Raw genomic sequence first — 23,882 nt, 5'->3', positions numbered from 1 at the left:
ACAGACGGGGCGGTTGGTGTGCCGACGAGCCTACTACCGCAAGGAGCGGGGCGGTCGGGGAATCCGGATGCCGGGTGCGGCAGGATGGCGGGCGTGCAACTGCCCAGGACCGTACCGGAACTCCCGGCCGCGCACGGCTTCCGGCTGCGCCGCTGGAGCCCGCAGGACACCGGGCTGCTCCGGGAGGCGGCGACCGACCCGTACATCACGCTGACCACCACCGTGCCGAGCCCGTACAGCCCGGCCGCCGCGGCGGCGTACCTGCGACGTCAGTGGCGCCGGACCGAGATCGGGACGGGCTACCCCTTCGTGATCGTCGACCCGGCGGGCCGGGCGGTCGGCGACGTCGGCCTCTGGGTGGGCGAACTCCCGCTGCGCGGCTGGGCGACCGTCGGCTACTGGGTCGCCCCGACGGCCCGCCGCCGGGGCGCCGCCACGGCCGCGCTGCGCGCCGTCACCGACTGGGCCTTCGGCGAACTCGCCCTGCCCGGAGTCGAGTTGTACGTGGAGCCGGGCAACGTCGGCTCGATCCGCACCGCCGAGCGCGGCGGCTACCGGCGCACCGGCCTGCGGCCCGCCCACCAGGTGGTGGACGGGCGCCCCCGCGACATGTGGCGCTACGTCAGGACCGGGGGAGCGGAAGGGCCGGTCAGAGCGTGAGCGGCGCCCCGAAGCCCTGGTGACCCGCACCGGCGCGGGTGAGGGCCAGCCAGCCGTGACCGCGCACCGGGGTGTCCGGGCCGATCCCGCCGGGGTTCACCGACAGGTGGTGGGCGGCCAGGTGGATGTCCTGCGCCTCGGAGGCGTTCGGCTCCGGGTAGGCGTCCTCGTACTCCTCCTCGTCCTCGAAGTCGTCCACCGTCCGCACCTCCTCCCACGGCAGCGGCTCGCCCTCCCACTCCGGCTCGCTCGCCCGCCAGTACGAGCGCACCACCGAGCCGCCCTCCGCGACGATCCAGATCATCGCGTCCGCGTGCGGGTCCTCGTAGAACAGCTGCGCCCGCCCGCAGGCCGCGCTCAGCGTCTCCACCACCGTGGTCGGCCACCAGGCGCAACTGCCGAGCGGCGACTCCGCGAAGAGCAGCCGCCAGCCCGCGTACTCCGGCGTCACGAAGACCCGGTGCACCGCCTCCCCGCCCACCCGCTTCGTGTCGTCCCCCTGCGCGGCCTCGCCGCCGCGCACCGTCACCGGGATCCGGTCGTGCAGCCCCAGCGCCTCGAACGCCGCGAGGTAGCCCTCCCCGGGCACCGCCAGCCACCAGGCGTCCGCCAGCGGACGCGGACGCTCCGCCGCGAACGCGGCCCGGGCCGCCCCCGTCAGCTCCGCGCGGTCGGCGCCCGGACCGGCCTCGGCGAGCAGCACGTCGACCAGCGCCGCCAGGTCCTCCGGCGCGGGCACGGCGCCGTCGGCGGGTCCGTCGACGGCGGGTTCGCGGGCCGCTGAGGTTTCGAGGGTCGTCTCGGTCACGTGGTTTCCTCGCTGCAGAGTCGGGCCAACCTGGGCAGGCGGCGGGACAGTTCGTCGTGGTCATCGAAGTCGAAGTCCCACTCCGGATCCAAATCCGGTAGCCGGACCGGGGATCCGGGCAGCGGCAGGTCGGCCCCGGCGGCCGCGCGGTACGCGTGCCAGGCGATGCCGAGGGCCTCCTCGCAGTCGAGGTCGATCCCCGCCGCGACGGCGGCGCGCACCACCGGGAGCCCGGCCAGCAGATCGGGATCGGCGACCACCCGCTCGAACACCTCCCGGCCCTGGACGAGCAGCCAGCCCCGGAAGTAGTCGAACCCGTCGTCCGAGCAGCCCCCGTTGAGCAGGTACGCCGCACCCCACAGCGGCGCGCGGTAGGAGTCGGCCAGCAGCCCGTCCAGGACCAGGCCCGCCGCGCGGATCTCCGCGACCGGACGCCGCGCCAGCAGTGCGACCGCCCGCCCGGCGACGGCCACGCCCTCGTCGGGGCCGGCGTCCGGCTGCGGGCCGCGGGCCTGCTCGATCAGGGTCCAGAACTCGTCGATGTCCATGACGGGGCATCATGCCGGGCCCCGCCGACAGCGCCGACAGGTCGGCGGTGCGGTGGGGCCCCGGCCACCACCGGGTCAGGCCAGCCGGACCAGGGCGGTGACGACGACGGCGGTGAGCACCACCACCAGGAACGGGGCCCGGCGCCACAGCGCCACCGCGGCGGCGGCCAGTCCGGCGAGCCGGGCGTCGACGGCGAGCAGGTGTCCGTGGGCGAGGGTCTGCTGCGCGGTCAGGGCAGCGAGCAGGGCGACCGGTGCCAGTGTGGCGAAGGTGCGCACCGCCGGGCGGTCCAGCAGGCGGGCGGGGACGCACAGGCCGAGCAGCTTCAGCAGGTAGCACCCCGCGGCGGTGGCCAGCACCGCGATCCAGACGGTCACCGGCCCGACCTCCCCCGCCCCGCCAGGTCGGCCAGTGGTAGGGCGGCCAGCGGCACGGCTGTCAGCGCCAGCAGCACCGGAACGCCCGTGGGCAGCAGCGGCGTCCCGGCCAGGGCCAGCAGCACCGCGATGACGGCCACCCGGCGCTCGCGCGGGTCGCGCAGCCGGGGCGCGAGCAGGGCCAGGAAGACGGCCGGTCCGGCGGCGTCCAGCCCGTAGCGGGCCGGATCGCCCACGGCGTCCGCGCCGAGCGCCCCGAGCAGGGTGCTGAGGTTCCACAGCGCGAACAGGCTGATCCCGGTGGCGGTGAAGCCGAGGCGCGCGGCGCGCCGGTCCGGCTGGGCCAGGGCCACGGCGGCGGTCTCGTCGCTGACGAGCTGCGCGGCCAGCGGACGCAGCGCGACCGGGAGGCACAGCCGCTCGGCCAGCCGCATCCCGTAGAAGGCGTTGCGGATGCCGAGGAAGAGCGCCCCGGCCACGGCGGCGACCGGGGCGGCGCCCGCCGCCAGCGCGGCGACCAGCGCGAACTGGCCGGCCCCGGTGAAGACCAGCAGGCTGAGCGCACAGGTCTGGGCCACCGTCAGGTGGGCGCCCGCCCCGGCGGCCCCGAAGGCGACCCCGGAGACCCCGACGCCGACCCCGACGGTGAGGGAGTCCCGGAGCACCGCCCGGGCGGGCCGGGCCGGGCGCTCGTCGGCGCAGGACGGTTGCGTGATGACTGTCATGCCCCCACGGTGCCGGGGGCCGGCGGAGGGAGTCTTGTACGTTCCTGCACCGCCCGGCGGTAGGCGTTCGGCGGGACGCCGACGCTGCGGCGGAAGTGCCGGGACAGGTGCGCCTGGTCGACGAAGCCGACCGCGACGGCCACCTCGGCCGGCGGCACGCCACGGCGCAGCAGCGACCGGGCCGCGGCCACCCGCTGCTGGTTGAGCCAGGCGTGCGGCGGCAGCCCGTGGGCGTCGCGGAAGGCGCGCAGCAGCGGGAAGGGCCGGGCGCCGACGGTCGCGGCCAACTCCTCCAGGCCGGGCGGGTCGACGAGCCGGGCCCGGAGCAGCTCGCGGGCCCGGACCACGGCGGACGTCCCGGCGGAGGCGACCCGCCGGACGGTGCGGGGCGTGGCGTGGGCGCGCAGCAGGCGCACCACCAGCAGCCGGAAGGCGGTGGAGGCGGCCAGCGCGTCGTCGCGCCCCACAGCCCCGTGCACGGCGTGGACCAGCCGGGCCAGCTCCTCGTCGTGGGCGACGGCGGTGGCGAAAGCGGGTGTACCGGCACCGACCGGCCGCAGGTCGGCGGCGACGTCGAGCACGCTCTCCACCGCGGGGTAGAGCACGCGGTAGCCCCAGCCCTCCGGCACCCCGGCGTGGCCGGTCACCACCACCTCCGGGTTGACCAGCGCGACCGCCCCCGCACCGGCCCGCTCGATCCCGCCGCCGTGGTGGAACTCCTCCACGCCCGCGGTGATGGCCGCGACCACGTAGGTGTCGTGGGTGTGCCGACCGAAGGCGTACTCGACGTAGTGGGCGTCCAGGAGTTCCACCCGCGGCAGCGCTCGGTGGACGGAGAAGGTCGCGTGTTCCACGGGCACGGTGGTCACCTCGGCTGCTGCGGGGAGGAGGCGGTGCCTCGATTCTGCACGTTCTTCCCGCTTCCTGCTTCCCGCTTCCCGCGGACCGGACGACTCAACGCTCGTGGCCAATCATCGTTTTATGCGTTCTCGTGGGGGCTTACAGTTCGGCTCGGACGTGCTCGGGGTCGAGTCGAAGCTCCTGCTGCGTCCAGCAGTCGGCCACCAGCGTGGCGACCTCCGCGCCGCACGGGCAGATGCGGTTGCTGCCGTTCATGCCGTCGGGTCCGCAGCAGCCGACGTGGCGACGCCGGTCGGGGTGGGGAAGCAGGCCGATGGCGTCCTCGGGGTGGAGCACGAACGTGCCGCAAGGGCCTCCGGGGACGCGGACGTTCGTCGGCGCGTCGGGAGCTGTGCCGGTCGGTACGACGTAGGGGGCACCGAAGGCCTCGGGATCGACGGCGTACGTGCCACGAGCCACGGTGGCACCCGACCGGTCACCCTCATCCTGGTCCGCGCAGTGCTGCTCGGGCATTTCGTCGAGGCTCCGCAGCGGCCCGGTGACGGGACGGCCACACGAGCGGCAGAGGAAGACGGTCACCTGTGCACCCTAGGACTCGCCGGTCCCCGTTGACGACCGCATTTCGCCGTGGGCCTGCTGGCCGACGAGGACCGGCAGGTCGCAGCGGCCGCCGCCAGCCGCTTCCTCCCCACTGACGGCTCGACACGGGCACTCCGCCCCGGGGGGCGGCCCTGGCCCCGGATCTGACGTCGTCGGCGGCGAGTTCGGCTCCGTCGAGCCCGCGCCGCTCCAGCGGCCGGCCAGTGCTGCACCGAAACCTGCTGTGGCCGTCATGGCGGCAGCCCAGGCGCGTCGGGGCGTGCGGCGAAAGTGCCGGTCACGGCGGCCCGGTGACGGCCGCGGCAAGGTCGGCCCCGGCGACCTGGCGGCCTCGGTGGCGTGAGCCGGGCCCCCAGGCGGTTCTGACCGCGGTGCCGTGAAAATCGCGTACCGGGCGGCCGTGTGTCACACCCGGGACGACGTCCGGTTTCAGTCGAAGTACACGACGAGCCGCACGCCGTCGTCGCCGAAGCGAGCGGCCAGTGCCGCCATGACGGCGAACACGTGCTCCCAGCCGGTGCCCGGCCCGATCGCGTCCCCGAGCGTGAACGGGCGGTACGTCACCTGTGTGGTGCCCACCGTCCATTCGCCGTAGGGCAGTTCCGCCGGGCTCCGGCCGTCGACGTGGGGGCCCGTCCGCTGCGGCAGCTCTTCCGAGTCCCACTGCTCGCCGATCCAGAACCAGCTCTCCAGGCGCGGATGCGGACCAGGCAGCACGACCACTCCCCGCAGGCCCGTAGGTGACGTCGTCAGGTCGACCTGTGCCAGTTCCGCCCAGCTCACCCACGTCGGGCCGTGCGTGGCCGCGTCCAGGCGTTCGGCCTCCTCGAAGTCCGCCCGCATCGCCGCCGAGACGTCGGCCGGCAGCCCGCGGTGCCCGGCGATCGGCTCCCACCGCCGGTGGTTGCGCACCCCGAACAGCAGCGCGAACGCCTCGTACTCGCCACCTTCGAACAACGGGTGCAGGTCCATGCACCGCTGCCACGGCTCCCACCCGAACCAGTCCTCGTCGGCGTGCGGATCCCTGACCTCGATGCAGCCGTGCACGTCGGTACCCATGGCCGCGAGGCCAGGACGCGACCTGGCACGATGACCAGCCAATTCCTCCTCGCGCAGGCTCGCCTCCCCGGGGCCACCATCGAGAGGGGCCACGCCGCCACGCAGGCGTCGGGAGACCGGACCGCGCACGCCCTGGCTCCGGCCGGTCCGTCCTACTCCGCCCCGGGCGGCGGCGTCAGCCCGTAGCGTTCGATGACGCCCGGCAGCCAGTCCGGCTGCCCGAACTCCAGGCCGTACCGGTGGGCGAGTTCGGCCACGGCCGCCGGGTCCGGCTGTCCGGCGGCCACCATCTCCGCGATCTCGCGGAAGCAGCGCTCGAACCCGGCCGGGCTGATGATCTCGATCATCCGCGCCGGGGCGGAGCCGGCGTTCCACATCGTGTGCAGTTCGCCCCGGGGCTTGGTGATGTAGCCGCCGGCGCCGAGGACGACCTCACGGTCGCCGGAACGGAAACCGATCTCGCCCTCGGTCACGATCGAGTACTCGTCCTCGCGGGTGTGCAGGTGCGGCGGCACCAACGCCCCGACCGGGAACGGGTGCTCGACCACGGAGAGCGCGCCGCCGGTGTCGGAGCCCCGGAGCTTGAACACGACCCCGATGGAACCGAGGAAGCCCTCGTCACCGGTGCCCGGCCGGACGACGGTGAGCGGGGGCGGGGGGACGGAGGGTGACGACATGGGAACCACCTCCTGATGATCGACGCCGACACGTTCGGCGATGCAGTGGTGTCCTGTCGAACACCAGCGTCCGTCCAGGTCCCAGGGGCGTCAAACGTTGAGCGAACGGGCCCGCCCGCCCGGGCGCACGGCCGAGCGGCGGTTCACCTCCACGGCACCCTCGGCCCCGCACGCCCCACGCCCCACGCCCCACGCCCCACGCCGACCGGGCACCGACGGCCGGCTCTGAACCCTCCCGCAGCAGGCACCTCTGCGCCCTGCGCGAGGGAAGGAACACCGGAGCGCGCGAGGCCCCGCGGGTTCGGTGGCTGCCCCAGTCGCGCCAGCCGCGCCAATCGCGCCAATCGCGCCAGTTAAGCCGACCGCGATGGGCAGCCGCCGTACTAGGCTGCCGCAATGACCATCGCGAACCACCCGGGCAAGCCCGTCGAACTGGTGATATTCGACTGCGACGGCGTGCTGGTCGACAGCGAGCGGATCGCCGTCCGCGTGCAGGTGGAGGTCGGTGCGCAACTCGGCTGGCCGCTCGGCGCGGACGAGGTGGTGCAGCGGTTCATCGGACGCAGCCACGCCGCGATCTGGCAGCAGGTCGGTGAACGCCTCGGCCCCGCCGCGGCCGTTGAGTGGGAGCACCGCTTCGAACGGCGCCACCGCGAACTCGTGGACGCCGAACTCACCCCCGTGGACGGCATCGTGGAGACCCTGGACGCCCTCGACGCGCTCGGCCTGCCGTACTGCGTCGCCTCCAGTGGTAGCCACGCCAAGATGCGGCACACCCTCGGCCGCACCGGACTGTACGAGCGCTTCGCCGGACGGATCTTCAGCGCCGAGGAGGTCGCCCGCGGGAAGCCCTTCCCCGACGTCTTCCTGCACGCCGCCGCCCGGACCGGGTACGCCCCCGAGGTCTGCGCCGTCGTCGAGGACAGCCCCGCCGGACTCCGCGCCGCCCGGGCCGCCGGGATGCGCCGTCTCGGCTACACCGCAGGACCCACCGGCGGCGCGCTCACCGGCGGCGAGTTCGGGGGCGGCGCGCTCGGGGGTGGTGCGCTCGGCGGCAGCGTGTCCGGGAACGGCGCGTTCGGGGAGCGTGGGGACGGGGGCGTGGACGACACCGTGCTCTTCTCCGAGATGCGCCAACTGCCCGCGCTGCTGCGCACGTTCACCGCAGGCTGACCGGCCGGTCGGCCCGTCCCGCCGCCGCGAGGAAGGATCCCCGTTCATGGCCCAGGCCCAGCTGCCCGCCGGGTACACCGCCCGGCCGCTCGACCCGTCCGTCGACCTGCCCGCCGTCCTCGACCTGGTGAACACCTGCGAACGGGACCTGCACGGCAGCGCGGTGGCCGAGACCGACGCAGGTGAGCTCACCGCGGTCCTGGCCCGGCCCGGGTTCGACCCGGCCGCCGACACGCTGCTGGTGCACGGACCGGACGGCCGCCCGGTCGCCTGGGCGTGGAGCGACCGGCGCTGCGAGTGCCGCGTCCACCCCGCGCACCGGGGCCGCCGCCTGGGCACCGCCCTGCTGGGCTGGATGGAGGGCCGGGCCGTCGAGCAGGGCGTCGGCAAGCTCGTCCAGGTCATCGCCGACCGGGACGCGACGGGGCTCGCGATGCTGCGCACCTACGGGTACCGGCCGAAGGGCGCCAGTTGGCTGCTGGAGATCGCCCTCGACGGGCTGCCCGGGCCCGCCGAGCTCGGACCCGGCCCCGGGGGCGTCACCATCCGCCCGTTCCGGGGCGGCGACGCGTGGGACGAGCACGAGGCGCACCGGGTGGTGGAGGACGCGTTCGCGGACTGGAAGGCGCGTCGGATGGCCTTCGCCGAGTGGGCCGAACACGCCGTCCACCGCGAGACCTTCGCCCCCGAACGCTCGCCGCTCGCCGTCTCGGACACCGACGGCCGGGTGGTCGGCGTCGCCCTGGCCCTCGACCAGCCCGGCACCGGCGACGGCTACGTCGACAGCCTCGCCGTCGACCGCGACCACCGCCACCGGGGCATCGCCCGCCACCTGCTCCAGCACACCTTCCGGGCCTGCCGGAACGCCGGGCTCAGCCACTGCACGCTGTGGACGCACTCCGGGACGGGCGCGCTCGACCTGTACCTCAAGGTCGGCATGACGGTGCGGTACACGTCCGTGGTGCTGGAGAAAAGTCTTCCGGCCTGACGAATCGCCGGGAGTGCGGGCGGTGTTCCGCCCGGCCGGGCAGGAAGGCGCTCACCCGAGCAGGGCGAGCAGGCGCAGGGCCTGGCGGCGGCCGGTGCCGGGCGGGTTGCGGGCCCCGGTCGCGGGGTCGGCAGTGAGGAAGACCAGCCAGAGCAGGGCGAACAGGCGGCGGCACGCCAGCAGGCGGTGGGCCTCGGCGGGGGAGAGGGGGAAGCGGGACAGGAAGGACTCGGCGTCCAGGTCGGTGTCCACCCAGGTGGAGACGTGCTCGACCATCTCGGCCAGTTCGTAGGGGTGGTCGGAGCGGCCGGAGTCCTCGAAGTCGACCAGCCGGACGTCCGTGCCGTCCCAGAGGAAGTTGGCGAGGTTGCCGTCGGCCTGTCCCAGTACCGGGGTCGCCGTCCGGTCCTCCCGCAGGGCGGCCTCGGCGCCGTCCAGCCAGCGCAGGCCCGCCGCCAGGGCGCGGCCGACCTCGGGGGCCGGGTGGGCGGCGGAGGCTCCGGCCCGGGCGCGGATCGCGTCGGCGGACTCCCGGACGTCCCAGCGCCGGGCCGGGAGCCGGGCGGCGGCCCCGGCCGGTACGGCGTGGTGCAGGCGCAGCACGGCCCGGGCCAGTGCGTCCAGGTGGGCGTCGGTCAGGGCGGTGCCGCGCAGGTGGGTGCCCGGCAGGCGGGACATGGTGAGGACGCCGTCGGCGCGGTCGAGCGGCCGCGGGGCCAGCCCCGGGGCGTATCGGTCGAGCAGGGTCAGGGCCCGCCACTCCCGGTCAGGTTCGCCGTTCGCGTCCGGCCGGAAGCGCTTGCGCACCGAGTCGGGCAGCAGGTCGACGCCGTGGGTGGCCCACTGCTGGGTCATGGCGGTGCGTCGACTCCTCGGAGGGGAAAGGCGTCAGGGCTGGGCGTCAGGGCTGTTCGTCGAGGGCCGCGAGCAGGGCCGGGCCGGACCAGGCGGGCGGGGCGGCGGCGTCCTCGGCCGCGCGGACCAGGTCGAGCAGGCGGCGGTTGGCCGGGGCGGGCAGGCCGTGGCGTTCGGCCAACGCGACGACCTCGCCCTGCAGTTCGCCGATCTCGGTGGGGCGGGAGCGCTGCAGGTCCTCCCACATCGAGGAGCGGGCCCGGGCGTCCACCCGCAGGCTCGCCGCCGCGACCCGGCGGAACACCGCGTCGGGCAGGCCCAGCACGGACGGCATCCACTGCGGTGGCACGGGCGTCAACCGGGCCGGGAGCAGCCCCGCCGCCGCGAACACCGCCAGCGCCTCGCGCTGGCAGCGGGCCAGCACCAGCCGGTACGGGCGGCTGCCGAGCTGTTCGCGCAGCGGCAGGCCGGAGAGCGCGTTGACGGCGTTGTTGAGGTTCATCAGCAGCTTCGCCGCCTGCACCCGAGGCATGTCCGCGCGCAGTCCGACCGGCAGCCCGGCGGCCGCCGCCACCTCCGCGAACCGCCGTGCGGCGGGCGCCCGTTCGAGCATCAGCGCGCCGCCGGTGCCCTGGTGGAAGGAGGCCGGGCCGGTGCGCACCACGTTGTACGGCACCATCCCGGCCAGCACCGTCCGACCGGGCAGCGCCTCGCGCAGCACCTGCGCGTTGTGCAGGCCGTTCTGGAAGCTGACGACGGTGCTGCGCCCGTCCAGGTGCGGGTCGAGCAGCCGGGCGGCGGCCGCGGTGTCCGCGGACTTGACGGTCACCAACACGTAGTCGGCGCCCGCCGCCGCGGCGGCGTCCACGGCGGTGCGCGGCCGGGCGTGCAGGCGGCGGTCGCCGGGGCCGGTCAGGGTCAGGCCCGCCCGGTCCAGCTCGGCCATCGCGGCGGGCCGCCCGATCAGCGTCACGTCGGCCCGGGCGGCCAGCGCCCCGCCCAGTCGGCAGCCGATGCTGCCCGCCCCGAACACGGCGATCCGCAGCGGCAGCGTCGTACGGTTCTCGGACACCGGCGGCTCCTTCGACAACGGCGTCAGCGGCACGGCCCCACGGCCGACGGCCCCGAGGTTACCGTCCGGTCGTGAGAGGTCCACCCGCCGGGGCTTCCGGGGCGGCACCCGGTCAGGTCGCGGACACGTCCGTGGATACGGCCGTGGCCCCGCCCGCGGGCGGCCCCAGCCGGGCCGCGAGCAGCGCCGCCACGTCGTCGTCGGCCGGTCCGCCCCCGTGGCGGCGCAGGTCGCGGCGGAGGTTCTCCAGGAGCGCGAGGTCCGGATCGGAGGTCCAGCGGGCCAGCCGTTCGGTCAGGGGGTAGAACTCGCCGCGCCGGTCCCGGGTCTCGCTGACGCCGTCGGTGTACAGCAGCACCCGGTCGCCGGGCCCGAACGGGAGGGTCTGCGGGTGGTACTCGCTGGCCACCAGCGCCGACAGGTTCAGCGGCGGCAGCGGCACCCGCGGCTCGACCGGCCGCACCGTCCCGTCCGCGCGCAGCAGCACCGGCGGCGGGTGGCCGCAGTTGAGCAGGTACGCCTCCGGCCGGTCCTCCGGGACCTCCAGCAGCACGGCGGTGGCGAAGCGCTCCGCCGCGTCCGGCGAGGAGGCGCGCTCGGCGTACCGCTGCAGGCCGATCTCCAGTCGGCTCGCCAGCGCGGGCAGGTCCTTCGCGTCGTACGCGGCCTCCCGGAACGAGCCGAGCAGCGCGGCCGCCATCTCCACCGCGGGCAGGCCCTTGCCCTGGACGTCGCCCAGGATGATCCGGACCCCGAACGGCGTGCGCACCGCCTCGTACAGGTCGCCGCCGATCTGCGCCTGCGCGGCCGCCGCGCTGTAGTACAGCGCCAGGCCGACGCCGCCGATCCGGTCCGGCAGCGGGCGCAGCACCACCTGCTGCGCCGTCCGCGCCACCGAGCGCACCAGCGCCAGGTCGCGTTCGCGGCGCACCCGCATCCCGGAGGTGTACGAGGCGGCCAGGGTGACGGTGACGGTCGCGGCGATCACCGAGGCCGCCGAGACGCCGACCTCCCCGTCCCGGAGCAGCGCCAGCACCACCTCCGTGACCACCGAGAGCACCCCGATCACCAGCGTCCCGAAGGCGCCCCAGGTGGCCGCGGCGAGGGCGGGTGCGGCTGCCACGAACCGGTCGTAGCGCTGTCCGGCGGGGGTCTCCGCGTCCGCCGCCGCCGACAGGGCGATCAGCAGGAAGGGCGAGAGCCGGACGATCGTGGACAGGAAGGGCCGGGCGCGGCCGGAGGAGGACTGGTCGTCGATGGTGGGCATGGCCCGCAGTACGCTACCGGCGCCGCCCGCCCGGTTGTGGGAGGCGCGGGCGGGGAGCTTCCTGACCTGCCGCGATGCGGGCCCGACGGGGCGGGCCCCGGTCGGCACTGTGTCAGGGGCGCAACAGGACGCCTGACAGATTGAATGATTGTCCTACGTCAATGGGGCGGCCAGACTCGTGCCTTCGACAGGACGACACGACAAACGACAACACGTCCGCGCATTCGCGCACCCGCACGTCTGCGCCGACCCCGATTGCCAAGGTGAAAATGACCGCCATCCCCGTGGCCCCGCCGGAGAACCGGTGGGCGACGCCCAAGCGCGTGAGCCTGGTCCCGCTGGTTGCCCTGATCTTCTTCAGCGTCTCCGGCGGCGCCTACGGCATCGAGTCGCTGTTCTCGACCTCCGGTCCCGGCATGGGCATCCTGCTCATCCTGGTCGCCCCGCTGATCTACAGCGTGCCGCACGCCCTGGTCTGCGCCGAGCTCGGCACCGCCATCCCCGTCGAGGGCGGCTACTACCACTGGGTCAAGCGCGGCCTCGGCCGGTTCTGGGCCTTCCAGCAGGGCCTGCTGCAGTGGGTGTGCAGCTTCGTCGACATGGCGCTGTACCCGGTCATGTTCACCTCCTACCTGACGAGCCTGATCAGCGCCGTCGCCCCCGGCGAGCACGTGTTCTTCGAGTTCCACCTGTACAAGGCCGACATCCAGGTCGACCTGAACTGGGTGATCTGCGCAGGCGTCATCGTGGTCTTCACCCTGCTCAACCTGATGGGCGCGGGCTGGGTCGGCGACTCCTCGGTGGCGTTCGCGGTCATCTGCCTGACCCCGATGCTGGTCCTCACCGCCATCGGCGGCTACCACCTGCTCAGCGACGGCATCAACCCGGTCTCCTCGATGACGGCCGAACAGGGCCAGTCCACCTGGAACGCCTTCGGCGCGGGCCTGTTCATCGTGATGTGGAACTACTCCGGCTGGGACTCCGTCTCCACCGTCGCCGGCGAGATGGAGAACCCGAGGAAGCACCTGCCCAAGGCGCTGTTCTGGTCCGTCCTGCTGATCATCGTCGGCTACCTGCTGCCCTCGCTGGCCTCCCTCGCCGTCGGGGCGGACGGCGAGAACGGCTGGAAGAACTGGAAGGAAGGCGCCCTCCCGGACATCGCCGGCGAACTGGCCGGGCCCTGGCTGCAGTACGTCGTCACCGTCGGCGGCCTGTTCGCCTCGGTCGCGATGTTCTCCGCGCTGCTCGCCTCCTACTCCCGGCTGCCCTCCTCGCTCTCGCACGACGGCTACCTGCCCCAGTGGGTCTCCAAGGAGAGCAAGCGCTACAAGATGCCGATCGCCTCGATCATCGGCTCCTCCGTCGTCTACGCGCTGTTCTGCTTCTCCAGCTTCCAGAGCCTGGTGATCTACGACGTCTTCCTCACCAACATCGGCATCCTGCTGGAGGTCGCCGCGCTGATCGCGCTGCGCGTCCGCGAACCCCACCTGGAGCGCCCCTACAAGATCCCCGGCGGCTGGTGGAGCGTCGGCCTGATCGCCCTCTGCCTGACCGGCGTCAGCGTCTGGGCCGCCCTGGAGCAGTACAACGAGGAGGGCACCAAGGCCGTCGTCTACTCGCTGATCGTGGTCGGCGCCTCCCTGCTGCTCTACCCGCTGCTCGCCGCCCGCAAGGCCGCCCGGGCCTCGGCCGCCGCCGACCGGGCCGCCGCGAACGGCCAGGACGCCGGGGAGCCCGGCCCGTACGAGGCGTACGGGCTGTCAGGGTGGCGGCCGGACTCGGCACAGGGTGACAGGGCCGCCGACGGCGCCGGAGCCGATAGCGTCGAAGCATGATCAACAGCTTCGCCCTGCACGTCCCGGACGCCGAGCTGGAGCCCGAGCCGCTCGACCCCGGCCAGATCGTCTCCGGCACGCCCGAGGTCACCGGCAAGGTGGTCCGGGAGTCCGCCGACGGGCGCCAGGTCCACGGGATCTGGCAGATCACCCCCGGCGTGGTCACCGACACCGAGGCCGACGAGGTGTTCGTCGTCCTCAGCGGCCGGGCCACCGTCGAGTTCCAGGACGGGCCGGTCCTGGAACTCGGACCGGGCGACCTCGCGGTGCTCCGCGAGGGCGACCGGACCACCTGGACCGTCCACGAGACGCTCCGCAAGGTCTACACCGTCAACCTCGGCCCGGACGCGGCCGGGGCCTGACGGCCCCCGAAGCACCCGACGGCCCGGCCGCCCTCACGGCCGGGCCGCACCCTCCCTAGGCAAGGAACCGAGAGCATGGACCCCGTACACGCACTGCGGGACGCCAAACCCACCCCGTTCTGGCTGGAGGACCCGGGCCGCCCGGACGCGAACTCCGCCCTCACCGGCGACGTCCGCTGCGACCTGCTGGTGGTCGGCGGCGGCTACAGCGGTCTGTGGACCGCGCTGATCGCCAAGGAACGGGACCCCGGACGCGACGTGGTCCTGATCGAGGCCGAACAGACCGGCTGGGCCGCCTCCGGCCGCAACGGCGGCTTCTGCGCCGCCAGCCTCACCCACGGCCTCGGCAACGGCCTGGAGCGCTGGCCCGACGAACTGGCCGCGCTCGAACGGCTCGGCGCCCGCAACCTGCAGGCCATCGAGGACGCGGTGGCGACGTACGCGATCGACTGCGACTGGGAGCGCACCGGCGAACTCGACGTCGCCACCGAGCCCCACCAGGTCGAGGAGCTCGCCGAGTTCCACGAGACCGCCAAGCAGTACGGCGACTACGAGTTCCTGGACGCCGACGCCGTCCGCGCCCAGGTCGCCTCCCCGACCTACCTCGGCGCGCTCTGGGACAAGGACGGCGTGGCGATGCTCCACCCCGCCAAGCTCGCCTGGGGCCTCAAGCAGGCCTGCGAGCGGCTCGGCGTGCGGATCTTCGAGCACACCAAGGCGCTCGACCTCGCCGAGTCCGGCCCCGGCATGGCCGTGCGCACCCCCTACGGCCGGGTGTTCGCCCGCCAGGTCGCCCTCGGCACCAACGTCTTCCCGTCCCTGGTCAAGCGGATCCGCCCGTACACCGTGCCGGTCTACGACTACGCGCTGATGACCGAACCGCTCAGCGCCGAACAGCTCGCCGCGATCGGCTGGCAGGGCCGCCAGGGCATCGGCGACAGCGCCAACCAGTTCCACTACTACCGGCTCTCCGCCGACAACCGGATCCTGTGGGGCGGCTACGACGCGATCTACCACTACGGGGCCAAGGTCCGCGCCGAGTACGACCACCGGCCGCAGACCTACCAGACCCTCGCCCGGCACTTCTTCCGGACCTTCCCGCAGTTGGAGGGCCTGCGCTTCACCCACGCCTGGGGCGGCGCCATCGACACCTGCACCCGGTTCTCCGCCTTCTTCGACACCGCGTACCACGGCAAGGTCGCCCTCGCCGCGGGCTACACCGGCCTGGGCGTCGGCGCCACCCGCTTCGGCGCCGAGGTGATGCTCGACCTGCTGGCCGGGGTCCGCACCGAGCGCACCGCCCTCGAGATGGTGCGCCGCAAGCCGCTGCCCTTCCCGCCGGAGCCCGTCCGCTGGGCCGGCATCGGCCTCACCAAGTGGTCGCTGGACCGCGCCGACCGCAACGCCGGCCGCCGCAACCTCTGGCTCAAGACCATGGACAGGCTCGGCCTCGGCTTCGACAGCTGACGCCCCGCGCCGTCCCGCCCCGGCCGCCCGCACGCCCCCGCGTGCGGGCGGCCGCCGTTCTCCCGTCCCGTCAGGAGCCGCTCCGGCACCGGCCGTTCAGGCGCAAGCCCGGCTCCTGGAACTCCTGTGCCGGGCGGACGGTCGTCGGGCGGGGCCGGGGCGCCGGTGCGGGCTCAGTCGGTGGCATGCCGGAGCAGGGCCTCCGGGAAGGCGGACGGGGCGAAGACCGCGGCGGCGACCCGGTACTCGGCCGGGAGGGCGGACCACAGGCGGTCGAGGAGTGCGGCGGCGTCCGGGTACGGGGTGGCGACCTCCAGGTAGGGCGCGCCGGTGGCGGGCGCGGACGGGGCGCCCCGGTAGGTGGTCAGCAGGACGCCCTCGCCGGGCGCGAGGGCGTCCAGGCGCAGGAAGAGGCGGTCGGTGGCGGTGCGGGCGGCGGCGCTGCGGCGGGCCGCGCCGAACCAGGCGGGGCCGCCCGGGCGGACGTCGGCGACCACGGTCAGGCGCGGGGTGAAGATCGGCGGGTCCGGCTCGTAGTCCAGGCCGTCCAGGGCCTCCAGCGGGGACAGGCCCGCGTCCAGCCGGTCCGCGACCGTCGCGACCTGCTCGCCGTTGCCGTACACCACCCGCTCCCCGCCGCGCCGCACCGCCGGGTAGTGGCGCAGGTCGTCGTGCGCGCGGACGTCGGTCGGGACGACGGTCAGCGCGCCGTCCGGGGTGGCGCGCAGGGCGCGGGCGCGGGAGGCGGGGCTGCGGCCGGTCAGGAAGTAGGCGGCCAGGTCGGCGCCGTCGGCGGTGCGGCAGCGCAGCACGCCGCGGCCCGGGTACGGGTGGGCGGCGAGGGCCTCGGTGAGGTCGGTCGGCACGGGGCGGTTCCTCCGGTGCGGCGGGGCGGTGGCGGTCGGTCGGCTGGCCGGTCGGCCGGTCGGCCGGGAAGATCATTCCAGCGGCGCGGTTCCGTTGCGGAGGCGACCCCGCTGGCACCCGCGCCCGGCCCCTGGGGCGGGCGCCTCAGCCCTCCGGCAGGCGCTCGCCCGCCGCGGCGGCGGCCTCCCGGGCGGCGCGCTCCACCCGTGCGCGGTGGGCCGACCACCAGGCCGCGTCGCCCTCGGGGAGGACCGGGCCGTTCGGGCGCAGGCCGGTCGCGCCGTCCACGAGTTCGCGGAGCAGGTCGGCGTGGCCCGCGTGCCGGTGGGTCTCGGCGACCACGTGCAGCAGGATCCGGCCCAGCGTCAACCTGCTGTGCGGCGGCCACGGGACCTCGCCGACCGCGTCCAGCGGCAGCGCGTCGATGGTGGCGTCCGCGTGCGCCCAGACCCGGCGGTAGCCGTCGAGCAGCGACTCCCGGCTCTCCTCCGGCCGCGCCCACAGGTCGGCGTTCGGCTCGGCGGCGCCCGCCACCCACAGACCCGGGCCGCCTTCGAACGGTCGGCCGAAGGCGGCGCCGAAGTACGCCGCCTCCGCGCCCGTCAGGTGCTTCACCAGCCCCAGCAGGTTCGTCCCGGTCGGGGTCAGCGGGCGGCGGACGTCGTACTCCGACAGGCCGTCGAGCTTCCACACCAGGGCGCTCCTGGCGTCCTGCAGGTACAGCTTCAGGTCCCGCTTGGTCGCGGCGAGTTGATCGTCGGTGTCCGTCATGGGCGGAGTCTGGCCGCCGCCGGGCACCGGTCACAAACCCTTTTCACCGCCGAGGGCCGGTTCGGTAGCGTTCCGGCCATGGCCATCGACCGAGCCCTCGTGGACGCCGCAATCGACCTGACCCGCCGCCGCTTCCCGGGCCGGGCCTGGGCGGGCGCGGCGGCCCTGCGCCTGGACGACGGCACCGTGCTCACCAGCACCGCCCCCGAGGCCCCCAACGGCGCGGTCCAGCTGTGCCACGAGACCGGCGCGCTCTGCGAGGCGTTCAAACTCGACCGCAGGGTGGTCGCCTCGGTCTGCGTCACCGCCGCCGACGGCGCCCGCGACTTCTGGGTGCTCGCCCCCTGCGGCGTCTGCCAGGAACGCCTGTTCGCCCACGGCCCGGACGTCGAGGTCGGCGTCCCCCTCCCCGAGGACCCGCGCCGCTGGCGCACCCTGCGCCTGCGGGACGTCCAACCGCACTGGTTCGCCCGGGTGTTCCCCGACGACGTGTGGCCGTACGAGGGCGGGGAGGGAGCCGGGGACGGCTGACGGCACGCCCCCCCGGCAGCGGCCGGTCAGGTGGTGACGGCGAAGACCAGCAGGCCCTCCGGCTCCTCCGCCAGCACCTCGACGTGCTCGACCACCGCGCGGGACGGGCCGTGGCGCATCCAGGCGACCATCCGGTCGACCTCGGCCGACTCGCCCTCGAAGACGGCCTCGACCCGGCCGTCCGGCAGGTTGCGCACCCAGCCCGCGACGCCCGCCTCGGCGGCCGCCCGGCGGCAGGAGTCGCGGAAGAAGACGCCCTGCACCGTGCCCGAGACCAGTACGCGCCGCCGGATCACCCGCCACCTGCCTTTCGTCGCCGTTGCCAGCAGGGTTATACCGCAGCGGGGAGGGGCGCGGACGGCAGGACGCGCTGGTGCGGGCGGGGCACGGTCGACCGGCGGCGGGGAGCGGGGGAGCGCCCCGGTCGGCGGTCGTCACCGTGGCGTAACGCGGGCGCAGCGGACGCGACAAGATCCACACCTAGGCTGCGGACGGAACGGGGAACGGACGCACGCGAGGAGGGGGTCCCCACGGACAGCAGACGAGCGCGACCCGACTGGCTCACCCACCCGCTGCGCTGGCAACGCGGCCCCGTGCCCTGGGCGGCGACCGTGCGCGGCGCGGCCGGGATGGCGGTGCCGCTGGGGCTCGCCGTCGCCGCCGGACGGCCCGCCGAGGGCGTGCTGGCCGGGCTCGGCGCGATGTTCGCGGGCGTCAACGACCGCCCCGCCGGGCGGCGCACCGGCGCCGTCCAGCAGGCCGTACCCGCGCTCGCCGGAGCCCTCGGCCTGCTGCTGGGCGCCGCCACCGGCTGGTGGGCGGTACCGCTGCTGGGCGCGGTCGGCGTGCTCTGCGGGGCGATCAGCGTCACCGGGCCGGTCGCCTCCGCCGCGGCCGTCCAGCTGATGGTGCTGACCGTGCTCGGCTGCGGCATGCCCGTCCCGCTGCCCGGCTGGGCCAAGGCCGCCTGCTACCTGGCCGGCGCCGCCTGGCTCCTGCTGCTGCGCCAACTCACCACCCACCCGCGGCCCCTGCACGCCGAACGGCAGGCCGTCGCCGCCGTCTTCGACGCCCTCGCCGACGCCCTCGACGCCACCGGCACCGACCGCGCCGAGACCGCCCGCCGCCGCCTCACCGCCGCCCTCGACCGGGCCGGGGAACAGCTGCGCACCGACCACCGGCACACCCGCGCCCTGCGCACCCGGCTCGCCGCCGCCTCCGCCCTCAGCGAGGCGGGCGTCGCCCTGCTGCGCGACGCCCGCCCGCTGCCCGCCCGGCTCGCCACCGGCCCGCGCCGCCTCGCCGCCGCCGTCCGCGCCGACCGCCTGCCCGGCCCGCTGCCCGTCCCCGCCGCCGAGACGCCCGCGGCCGCGGCCTTCGACCGGGCCGTGCTGCAGGCCGCCACCGCCTTCGGCGGGACGCCGGACGCCCCCGAGCCCCGCCAGCGGGCGCGCGGCCGCGGGCTGCGGCGCGGGCTGGCCGGCTGGGTGCTGGGGGCGCGGCCGCGACGGCGCCCCGGCGCGGTGCCGGGCGTGCGCCCGTGGGGGCGGGCCGGACGGGCGTACGGGGCGCGGGTCGGGGTGTGCGTGGCCGCCAGCGCCGCGCTCGCGCTGGGCCTGCGGACCGGGCACTGGTACTGGCTGCCGGTCACCGCCGCGTTCCTGGTCAAGCCCGACCTGGGGCCGCTGTTCTCCCGGGTCGTCAACCGCTTCGCCGGGACGGTCGCCGGGGTCCTGCTGGTCGCCGCGCTCGGGCCCGCGCTGCCCGACCCGTGGTGGCCGGTCGCCGCGGTGGCCGCGACCGGGGCGCTGATACCCGTCGCGCAACGCCACTTCGCCGCGCAGACCGCCGTCATCACCGTCACCGTCCTGGCCTTCGTCACCACCGGCGGCGACCACGGAGCCGCCGCCGGACGGCTCACCGACACCACGCTGGCCTGCGTCCTCGTCCTGCTGGTCGGCCACCTCCCCGGCCTCGCCGACACCCGGGCCCGGGTCGGCCAGCGCGCCGCGCACGCCCTGCGGCACACCCAGCGCTACCTCGACCACGTCCTGCTGACCGAGCGCCAGGACCGGGCCCGCCCCGCCGACGACGCCGACGCCGCCCGCCGCGCCGAACTGCGCCGCACCGCCTACCGCACCCTCGCCCAGGCCCGCGCCGCCGCCGAGAACGCCGCCGCCGAACTCCGCCCCGGAGCGCCCGCCGAACCCGACTGGCTGCGCCTGACCGTCCACGCCGAACGCCTCGCCGACGCCGCCACCGCGTACGCCGTGGCCCGCGACCACGGCACCCCCGCCCCGGCCGCCCCCGCCGCCGCCCGCACCCTCACCCGCACCCTCGCCGCGGCCGCCGACGCCCTCGACCACCCCGGCCCCGTCCCCGCCCCGCCCGCCGCCCCCGCCGCGCTGCCCCCCGAACTCGACGGCGTCGCGACCGAGGTCCGCCGCATCCGGGCCCTGTCGGCGGTCTGAGCGCTCTGAGTGCTCTGAGCGGCCCGACCGGTCCGAGATCGGCGCAGCGGCGGCACGTCACCGGCCGACCGGTCCCCGCCGTCCGGTGCGCCGCTTCCGGGCGCGGCCCGCGTACGCCACCGTCACCGCCGTGGGGAGGCCGACCAGCAGGACGGAGAGCCCGAGCGGGAAGACCCCCGCCCACGCGGTGGGTGAGACGTACACGGTGTCGGACGAACCGTCCGCCCGCCACGCGCGCACCGATGCCGCCTCGCTGCCGCCATCGACCCTGACGCGAAAGGACCGACTGCCGCCGTCCGGGGTGAAGGAGCCGGAACAGGACGTCGAGGTCCCCGCGTTGGCAACGGAGTTGTCGTACGTCAGGCACTGGACCCCGGTTGCGGTGCCGGGTTCGCCCCACAGCGCGGCCCGCGCCTGATCGGTGAAGTGCGTCAGGACGAAGTAGGCCAGCAGGAACCCGGCCACGCAGGCCGCCACCAGCCAGGGCACGGGCCCGACCTGCTCGACGGGGTCGGCCGCGACCTCCACGCCCTCGTCGTGCACGTCCTCGTCCACGGTCACCCCCGAGACATCGGCAGGCTCCCATGGTGGCGGCCGCCGAGCGCCGGGGGAAGACGGCAGCAGGGGCCGGGGGGCGGACAATCCCCGGCCCGGTGACGGTGCGGGGCGGTAGCCTGCGGGTTCGGGCGCGCCGCCGGAGCCCTGCGGGGTGGACGGCGGGGCGGGGGAGTTCGGACGGACGGGGGCGGGAGCATGGACGGCAGAGGGCCGGCGGCGGAGGGCAGACGGCCGACCTTGGAGGCGGTCGCCGCGCGCGCGGGCGTCGGGCGGGGCACCGCGTCCCGGGTGGTCAACGGGGCGGAGAACGTCAGCAGCAAGGCGCGGGAGGCGGTGCTCCGGGCGATCGGCGAGCTCGGCTACGTGCCCAACAACCTGGCCCGGGGCCTGGTGCGGCGCCGCACCGACACCGTCGCCCTGGTGATGGGCGTCTCCGAGGACACCGTCTGGGACGAGCCCTACTTCTCCGTCCTGGTCCGCGGCATCAAGCGCGGGCTCGCCGGGACGGGGCTCCAACTGCTGCTCGCCATCGCCCAGTCGGCGCCGGAGGAGGATCAGCTGATGCGCTACCTGACGGCCCAGCACGTCGACGGCGTCCTGCTGACCTCGCTGCACGGCAACGACCCGATGCCCCGCCACCTGGAGGAGAGCGGCATCCCCACCGTGGTCATCGGCGCCCCCATCGGCTTCGACCCGCCCTGCTGCGTGGACGTGGACAACCGCGACGGCGCCCGCCGCGCCGTGCGCCACCTCGTCCAGCGGGGGCGCCGCCGGATCGCCACCGTCACCGGCCCGCAGGACACCCGGCCCGGCCTGCAGCGCCTCCAGGGGTTCCACGACGCGCTCGCCGCCGCCGAGCTGCCCGCCGGGCCGGTCGCCCACGGCGACTTCTCCGCCGACTCCGGGGCGCGCGCGATGCGGGAGCTGCTCCGGCGCGACCCGGAGCTCGACGCCGTCTTCGCCGCCTCGGACAGCATGGCGATCGGCGCGATGCGGGTCCTGAAGGAGCAGGGGCGCCGCGTCCCCGAGGACGTGGCGGTGGTCGGCTTCGACGACTCGCCCATCGCCGTGCACACCGACCCGCCGCTGACCTCCGTCCACCAGCCGCTGGAGGAGATGGGCCGGGAGATGACGCGGATGCTGGTCGCCCGGATCAACGGCGAGGCGGTCGACCGCCCGAGGGTGGTCTTCGAACCGCAGCTGGTGGTGCGGGACTCCACCTGAGCCCGCGCCGCGCCCCGTCCGGTGAAGTCAGCGAACGGCAACGAACGACAGCGAACGACAGCGAACGGCAGGTGCAGGGCGATGGACGCGGCAGAACGGGCGGAGGCCCGCCTCGACGACTCCGGCCACGTGCTGGTCGCGCCCCGGCGGGCGCGGGAGGACGGGACGGTGGACGACTTCTTCGGCTCCGTGGTCACGCCGGAGGAACTGGCCTCCGGCGCGGTCGACCTCACCGGCCGGACCGTCCACCTGCACCCCGACGCGGCCGCGACCGACCCGGCCCTGCTGCGCGCCGCCGACCGGGTGCGCACCGACCCGGGCCTGGCCCCGCGGCGGGTCGGCGGCGGACCGGGCCAGGAGGCCCTCGGCGTGTACTACCGCCGGTTCTTCGACCCCGGCGAGGGCCACTTCGGCCGGATCAGCGCCGAGCACGCGTTCCAGTCGCTGACCGAGTCCACCAAGCCCGGGACGGCCCACCGCAGCGGCATCTACCTGACGCCCGTCACCGCGGACGGCGCCGAGCTGCACTTCCGCCTGCTGCGCTGCTCCACCAACCTCTCCGGCCCCACCGAGGGCTTCCGCGCCACCGACACCCGCATCGTCGACGCCCTGAACCGGGAGGCCGCCACCGTCCTGCGGGGCCACGCGCCGCTGAACCACGTCCTCGCGCAGATCTACCACAACACCCCGGCCGCGGCCGGGCGCAAGCAGTCCAAGGCCCGGATCTCCGCCCACGCCGACAAGACCAAGGACATGCCCGCCAACGGCCTGATGGCCTTCTGCACCTTCTACGACGAGCGGCTCGACACCCTGCCGCCGCTGCCCGCGGACCCCGACGACCGCGGCCTGAACGGCGTCAGCGCGCTGACCGGGCTGCGCTTCCGCCGCAAGGAGCAGCCCGCACCCCCGGGAACGGACCCGCTGCCCGCGCAGTTCACGGTGACGCTGCACCCCGGCTCCGTCCTGCTCCTGCCGCTCTCCACCAACCGCCGCTACACCCACGAGATCCGGCCCTCCGCGCTGGACGCCGCCCTGCTCCCGACCCGCCTCGGGTACGTGGTGCGCTGCTCGAACGCCGAGGCCGTCCACCGGGACGGCCGCACGTACCTCAAGACCGCCGACGGGCCGGTCGAACTCGGGCCGCCCACCGAGGCCGGGACGGCGGAACTGCGCCGCCGGTACGCCGAGGAGAACCGCAGCGCCTCCTTCGTCGACTACGGCGCGCGGTTCCCGTTCAGCCTGAACGAGGGGGACTACCGTGCCCCGCGCCCCTGAGCCCGCCGCGGACGTCCGCACCCTCCACCTGCCCACCGGGCGGGACCTGTTCGCCGAACTGTCCGCGGCCACCCGCTGGGAGGAGGTCGGCAAGGGCCGCCGCAGCGCCGTGCTGGTGCGGCCGGACGCGGCGGGCGGCGTGCCGCTGGTGCGCACCACCGCCCGGTACGCGCAACCGGCGCAGCGCTTCCGGCCGGTGCACGCGTGGCTGGCCGAGCTGGTCCGCGAACGCGCCGGGCTGCCGGACGCGTTCGACAACGCCCTCGCCGAGGTCTACACCCACGCCTACACCCGGATGGGCGCCCACTCCGACCTGGCCCTCGACCTGGCCGAGGGCTCGTCCATCGCCGTCTTCTCCTGCTACCGGGACGCGGCGGCGGTGCTGCCGCGCACCCTGCGCGTCCAGACCAAGGAGGACGGGGCCGCGGAGTTCGAGGTGCCGCTGCCGCACCACGGCGTCGTGGTGTTCTCGGTGGCGGCCAACCGGCGGCTGCGGCACCGGATCGTGCTGGACCCGCCCGCCCGGGCGGTGGACAACGAGTGGCTGGGGGTGACCTTCCGGACGTCGCGGACCAGGCTCGACTTCCGTGACGGGCGCCCGCACCTCCCGGACGGGCAGGGGGAGTTGACGCTCGCCACCGAGGAGCAGCGCGGCGAGTTCCACCGGCTGCGGCGCCGCGAGAACGCGGAGAGCGACTTCCGCTACCCACCGCTGGCGTACACCGTCAGCGAGAGCGACCTGCTGCCGCCGCACTGACCGACCGGTGGGCGGACCGCGGGGAGCGGGCGGTGCCGGGGCCGGTAGACTCGGCGGGAACTGACAACGTTGACACCGCCTCGGCGCCCCGCC

Annotated in this window: 26 protein-coding genes; 11 read left to right on the top strand and 15 right to left on the bottom strand. The window is 75.4% G+C overall.

Annotated elements, in window-relative coordinates:
- The first annotated feature begins 93 nt into the window (after nucleotides 1-93).
- Nucleotides 94-660 carry a GNAT family N-acetyltransferase gene (locus ACFY00_RS31500; RefSeq protein ID WP_388035792.1) on the top strand — a complete coding sequence of 189 codons (567 nt, stop codon included), beginning with the start codon at nucleotides 94-96 and terminating at the stop codon, nucleotides 658-660.
- On the opposite strand, the gene ACFY00_RS31495 is transcribed toward ACFY00_RS31500, so the two are convergent.
- From ACFY00_RS31495 to ACFY00_RS31460, 8 genes are all read right to left on the bottom strand, one after another.
- Nucleotides 650-1,468 carry a hypothetical protein gene (locus ACFY00_RS31495; RefSeq protein WP_388035789.1) on the bottom strand — a complete coding sequence of 273 codons (819 nt, stop codon included), beginning with the start codon at nucleotides 1,466-1,468 and terminating at the stop codon, nucleotides 650-652. The two genes, ACFY00_RS31500 and ACFY00_RS31495, sit on opposite strands and share 11 nt — an antisense overlap.
- Nucleotides 1,465-2,016, bottom strand: coding sequence for a DUF4240 domain-containing protein (locus tag ACFY00_RS31490; protein ID WP_388035787.1), 552 nt, complete (start codon nucleotides 2,014-2,016; stop codon nucleotides 1,465-1,467). The genes ACFY00_RS31495 and ACFY00_RS31490 overlap by 4 nt, the downstream gene beginning before the upstream one ends.
- Nucleotides 2,017-2,091: 75 nt before the next feature.
- Nucleotides 2,092-2,394 (bottom strand): AzlD domain-containing protein, encoded by a 303-nt coding sequence (locus tag ACFY00_RS31485; RefSeq protein ID WP_388035784.1) that lies wholly within the window; start codon nucleotides 2,392-2,394, stop codon nucleotides 2,092-2,094.
- Complete coding sequence (locus ACFY00_RS31480) at nucleotides 2,391-3,119, bottom strand: AzlC family ABC transporter permease (protein ID WP_388035781.1); 729 nt, start codon at nucleotides 3,117-3,119, stop codon at nucleotides 2,391-2,393. The genes ACFY00_RS31485 and ACFY00_RS31480 overlap by 4 nt, the downstream gene beginning before the upstream one ends.
- Entirely contained in the window at nucleotides 3,116-3,979 is an 864-nt protein-coding gene (locus tag ACFY00_RS31475) for an AraC family ligand binding domain-containing protein (RefSeq protein ID WP_388035778.1), read from the bottom strand. Before ACFY00_RS31475 ends, ACFY00_RS31480 begins: the two co-directional genes overlap by 4 nt.
- A 139-nt stretch (nucleotides 3,980-4,118) precedes the next feature.
- The gene (locus tag ACFY00_RS31470; RefSeq protein WP_388035776.1) at nucleotides 4,119-4,559 is read right to left on the bottom strand and encodes a hypothetical protein; all 441 of its coding nucleotides are present in this window, start codon (nucleotides 4,557-4,559) and stop codon (nucleotides 4,119-4,121) included.
- A 450-nt stretch (nucleotides 4,560-5,009) separates the two neighbouring features.
- Nucleotides 5,010-5,639, bottom strand: a complete 630-nt coding sequence (locus tag ACFY00_RS31465; protein WP_388035773.1) for a hypothetical protein — start codon at nucleotides 5,637-5,639, stop codon at nucleotides 5,010-5,012.
- Nucleotides 5,640-5,791: 152 nt separating this feature from the next.
- Nucleotides 5,792-6,316 carry a cupin domain-containing protein gene (locus ACFY00_RS31460; RefSeq protein ID WP_388035770.1) on the bottom strand — a complete coding sequence of 175 codons (525 nt, stop codon included), beginning with the start codon at nucleotides 6,314-6,316 and terminating at the stop codon, nucleotides 5,792-5,794.
- Between the two features lie 396 nt (nucleotides 6,317-6,712).
- Between ACFY00_RS31460 and ACFY00_RS31455 the strand changes: the two genes are divergently transcribed.
- The gene (locus ACFY00_RS31455; RefSeq protein WP_388035767.1) at nucleotides 6,713-7,489 is read left to right on the top strand and encodes an HAD family hydrolase; all 777 of its coding nucleotides are present in this window, start codon (nucleotides 6,713-6,715) and stop codon (nucleotides 7,487-7,489) included.
- Nucleotides 7,490-7,535: 46 nt separating this feature from the next.
- Nucleotides 7,536-8,477: a GNAT family N-acetyltransferase gene (locus tag ACFY00_RS31450; protein WP_388035765.1), complete on the top strand. Its 942-nt coding sequence runs from the start codon at nucleotides 7,536-7,538 to the stop codon at nucleotides 8,475-8,477.
- 51 nt (nucleotides 8,478-8,528) lie between these two features.
- Here ACFY00_RS31450 and ACFY00_RS31445 read toward each other — a convergent pair whose 3' ends face one another.
- From ACFY00_RS31445 to ACFY00_RS31435, 3 genes are all read right to left on the bottom strand, one after another.
- Nucleotides 8,529-9,332: a phosphotransferase gene (locus tag ACFY00_RS31445; RefSeq protein ID WP_388035762.1), complete on the bottom strand. Its 804-nt coding sequence runs from the start codon at nucleotides 9,330-9,332 to the stop codon at nucleotides 8,529-8,531.
- 46 nt (nucleotides 9,333-9,378) lie between these two features.
- Nucleotides 9,379-10,404 carry a 2-dehydropantoate 2-reductase gene (locus tag ACFY00_RS31440; RefSeq protein ID WP_388035760.1) on the bottom strand — a complete coding sequence of 342 codons (1,026 nt, stop codon included), beginning with the start codon at nucleotides 10,402-10,404 and terminating at the stop codon, nucleotides 9,379-9,381.
- A gap of 112 nt (nucleotides 10,405-10,516) precedes the next feature.
- Nucleotides 10,517-11,671: a PP2C family protein-serine/threonine phosphatase gene (locus ACFY00_RS31435; RefSeq protein ID WP_388035757.1), complete on the bottom strand. Its 1,155-nt coding sequence runs from the start codon at nucleotides 11,669-11,671 to the stop codon at nucleotides 10,517-10,519.
- A 269-nt stretch (nucleotides 11,672-11,940) separates the two neighbouring features.
- Between ACFY00_RS31435 and ACFY00_RS31430 the strand changes: the two genes are divergently transcribed.
- From ACFY00_RS31430 to ACFY00_RS31420, 3 genes are all read left to right on the top strand, one after another.
- On the top strand, nucleotides 11,941-13,506 hold the full coding sequence (locus ACFY00_RS31430; RefSeq protein WP_388035754.1) for an APC family permease: 1,566 nt from the start codon (nucleotides 11,941-11,943) through the stop codon (nucleotides 13,504-13,506).
- Nucleotides 13,503-13,868 carry a cupin domain-containing protein gene (locus ACFY00_RS31425; RefSeq protein WP_388035752.1) on the top strand — a complete coding sequence of 122 codons (366 nt, stop codon included), beginning with the start codon at nucleotides 13,503-13,505 and terminating at the stop codon, nucleotides 13,866-13,868. Before ACFY00_RS31430 ends, ACFY00_RS31425 begins: the two co-directional genes overlap by 4 nt.
- Before the next feature lie 75 nt (nucleotides 13,869-13,943).
- Entirely contained in the window at nucleotides 13,944-15,335 is a 1,392-nt protein-coding gene (locus tag ACFY00_RS31420) for an NAD(P)/FAD-dependent oxidoreductase (RefSeq protein WP_388035750.1), read from the top strand.
- 173 nt (nucleotides 15,336-15,508) lie between these two features.
- Here the strand turns inward: ACFY00_RS31420 and ACFY00_RS31415 are convergent, their stop codons facing one another.
- Together ACFY00_RS31415 and ACFY00_RS31410 are read right to left on the bottom strand one after the other, a co-directional pair.
- Nucleotides 15,509-16,201, bottom strand: coding sequence for an IMP cyclohydrolase (locus tag ACFY00_RS31415; protein WP_388035747.1), 693 nt, complete (start codon nucleotides 16,199-16,201; stop codon nucleotides 15,509-15,511).
- Between the two features lie 145 nt (nucleotides 16,202-16,346).
- The gene (locus tag ACFY00_RS31410) at nucleotides 16,347-16,973 is read right to left on the bottom strand and encodes a DinB family protein (protein ID WP_388035745.1); all 627 of its coding nucleotides are present in this window, start codon (nucleotides 16,971-16,973) and stop codon (nucleotides 16,347-16,349) included.
- Nucleotides 16,974-17,051: 78 nt separating this feature from the next.
- Here ACFY00_RS31410 and ACFY00_RS31405 point away from each other — a divergent pair, with 78 nt between their 5' ends.
- The gene (locus ACFY00_RS31405) at nucleotides 17,052-17,504 is read left to right on the top strand and encodes a cytidine deaminase (RefSeq protein WP_388035742.1); all 453 of its coding nucleotides are present in this window, start codon (nucleotides 17,052-17,054) and stop codon (nucleotides 17,502-17,504) included.
- 26 nt (nucleotides 17,505-17,530) lie between these two features.
- Here the strand turns inward: ACFY00_RS31405 and ACFY00_RS31400 are convergent, their stop codons facing one another.
- Nucleotides 17,531-17,800 carry an acylphosphatase gene (locus tag ACFY00_RS31400; RefSeq protein WP_388035740.1) on the bottom strand — a complete coding sequence of 90 codons (270 nt, stop codon included), beginning with the start codon at nucleotides 17,798-17,800 and terminating at the stop codon, nucleotides 17,531-17,533.
- 297 nt (nucleotides 17,801-18,097) lie between these two features.
- On the opposite strand from ACFY00_RS31400, the gene ACFY00_RS31395 reads away from it, so the two are divergent.
- Nucleotides 18,098-19,975 carry an FUSC family protein gene (locus tag ACFY00_RS31395; protein ID WP_388035737.1) on the top strand — a complete coding sequence of 626 codons (1,878 nt, stop codon included), beginning with the start codon at nucleotides 18,098-18,100 and terminating at the stop codon, nucleotides 19,973-19,975.
- 57 nt (nucleotides 19,976-20,032) lie between these two features.
- Here ACFY00_RS31395 and ACFY00_RS31390 read toward each other — a convergent pair whose 3' ends face one another.
- Complete coding sequence (locus ACFY00_RS31390; protein WP_388035734.1) at nucleotides 20,033-20,536, bottom strand: hypothetical protein; 504 nt, start codon at nucleotides 20,534-20,536, stop codon at nucleotides 20,033-20,035.
- Between the two features lie 192 nt (nucleotides 20,537-20,728).
- On the opposite strand from ACFY00_RS31390, the gene ACFY00_RS31385 reads away from it, so the two are divergent.
- From ACFY00_RS31385 to ACFY00_RS31375, 3 genes are all read left to right on the top strand, one after another.
- Nucleotides 20,729-21,757 carry a LacI family DNA-binding transcriptional regulator gene (locus tag ACFY00_RS31385; RefSeq protein ID WP_388035731.1) on the top strand — a complete coding sequence of 343 codons (1,029 nt, stop codon included), beginning with the start codon at nucleotides 20,729-20,731 and terminating at the stop codon, nucleotides 21,755-21,757.
- 81 nt (nucleotides 21,758-21,838) lie between these two features.
- On the top strand, nucleotides 21,839-23,032 hold the full coding sequence (locus ACFY00_RS31380; protein WP_388035728.1) for a hypothetical protein: 1,194 nt from the start codon (nucleotides 21,839-21,841) through the stop codon (nucleotides 23,030-23,032).
- On the top strand, nucleotides 23,016-23,789 hold the full coding sequence (locus ACFY00_RS31375) for a hypothetical protein (RefSeq protein WP_388035726.1): 774 nt from the start codon (nucleotides 23,016-23,018) through the stop codon (nucleotides 23,787-23,789). Before ACFY00_RS31380 ends, ACFY00_RS31375 begins: the two co-directional genes overlap by 17 nt.
- The last annotated feature ends 93 nt before the right edge of the window (nucleotides 23,790-23,882 follow it).

Origin of the sequence: Kitasatospora sp. NPDC001540 (assembly GCF_042894345.1) — a bacterium.
In the GTDB taxonomy this organism is placed as follows: Bacteria; Actinomycetota; Actinomycetes; order Streptomycetales; family Streptomycetaceae; genus Kitasatospora; species Kitasatospora phosalacinea_C.
Note: the sequence above shows the minus strand (reverse complement) of the source record. Positions and strands in the feature narration are given on the sequence as shown.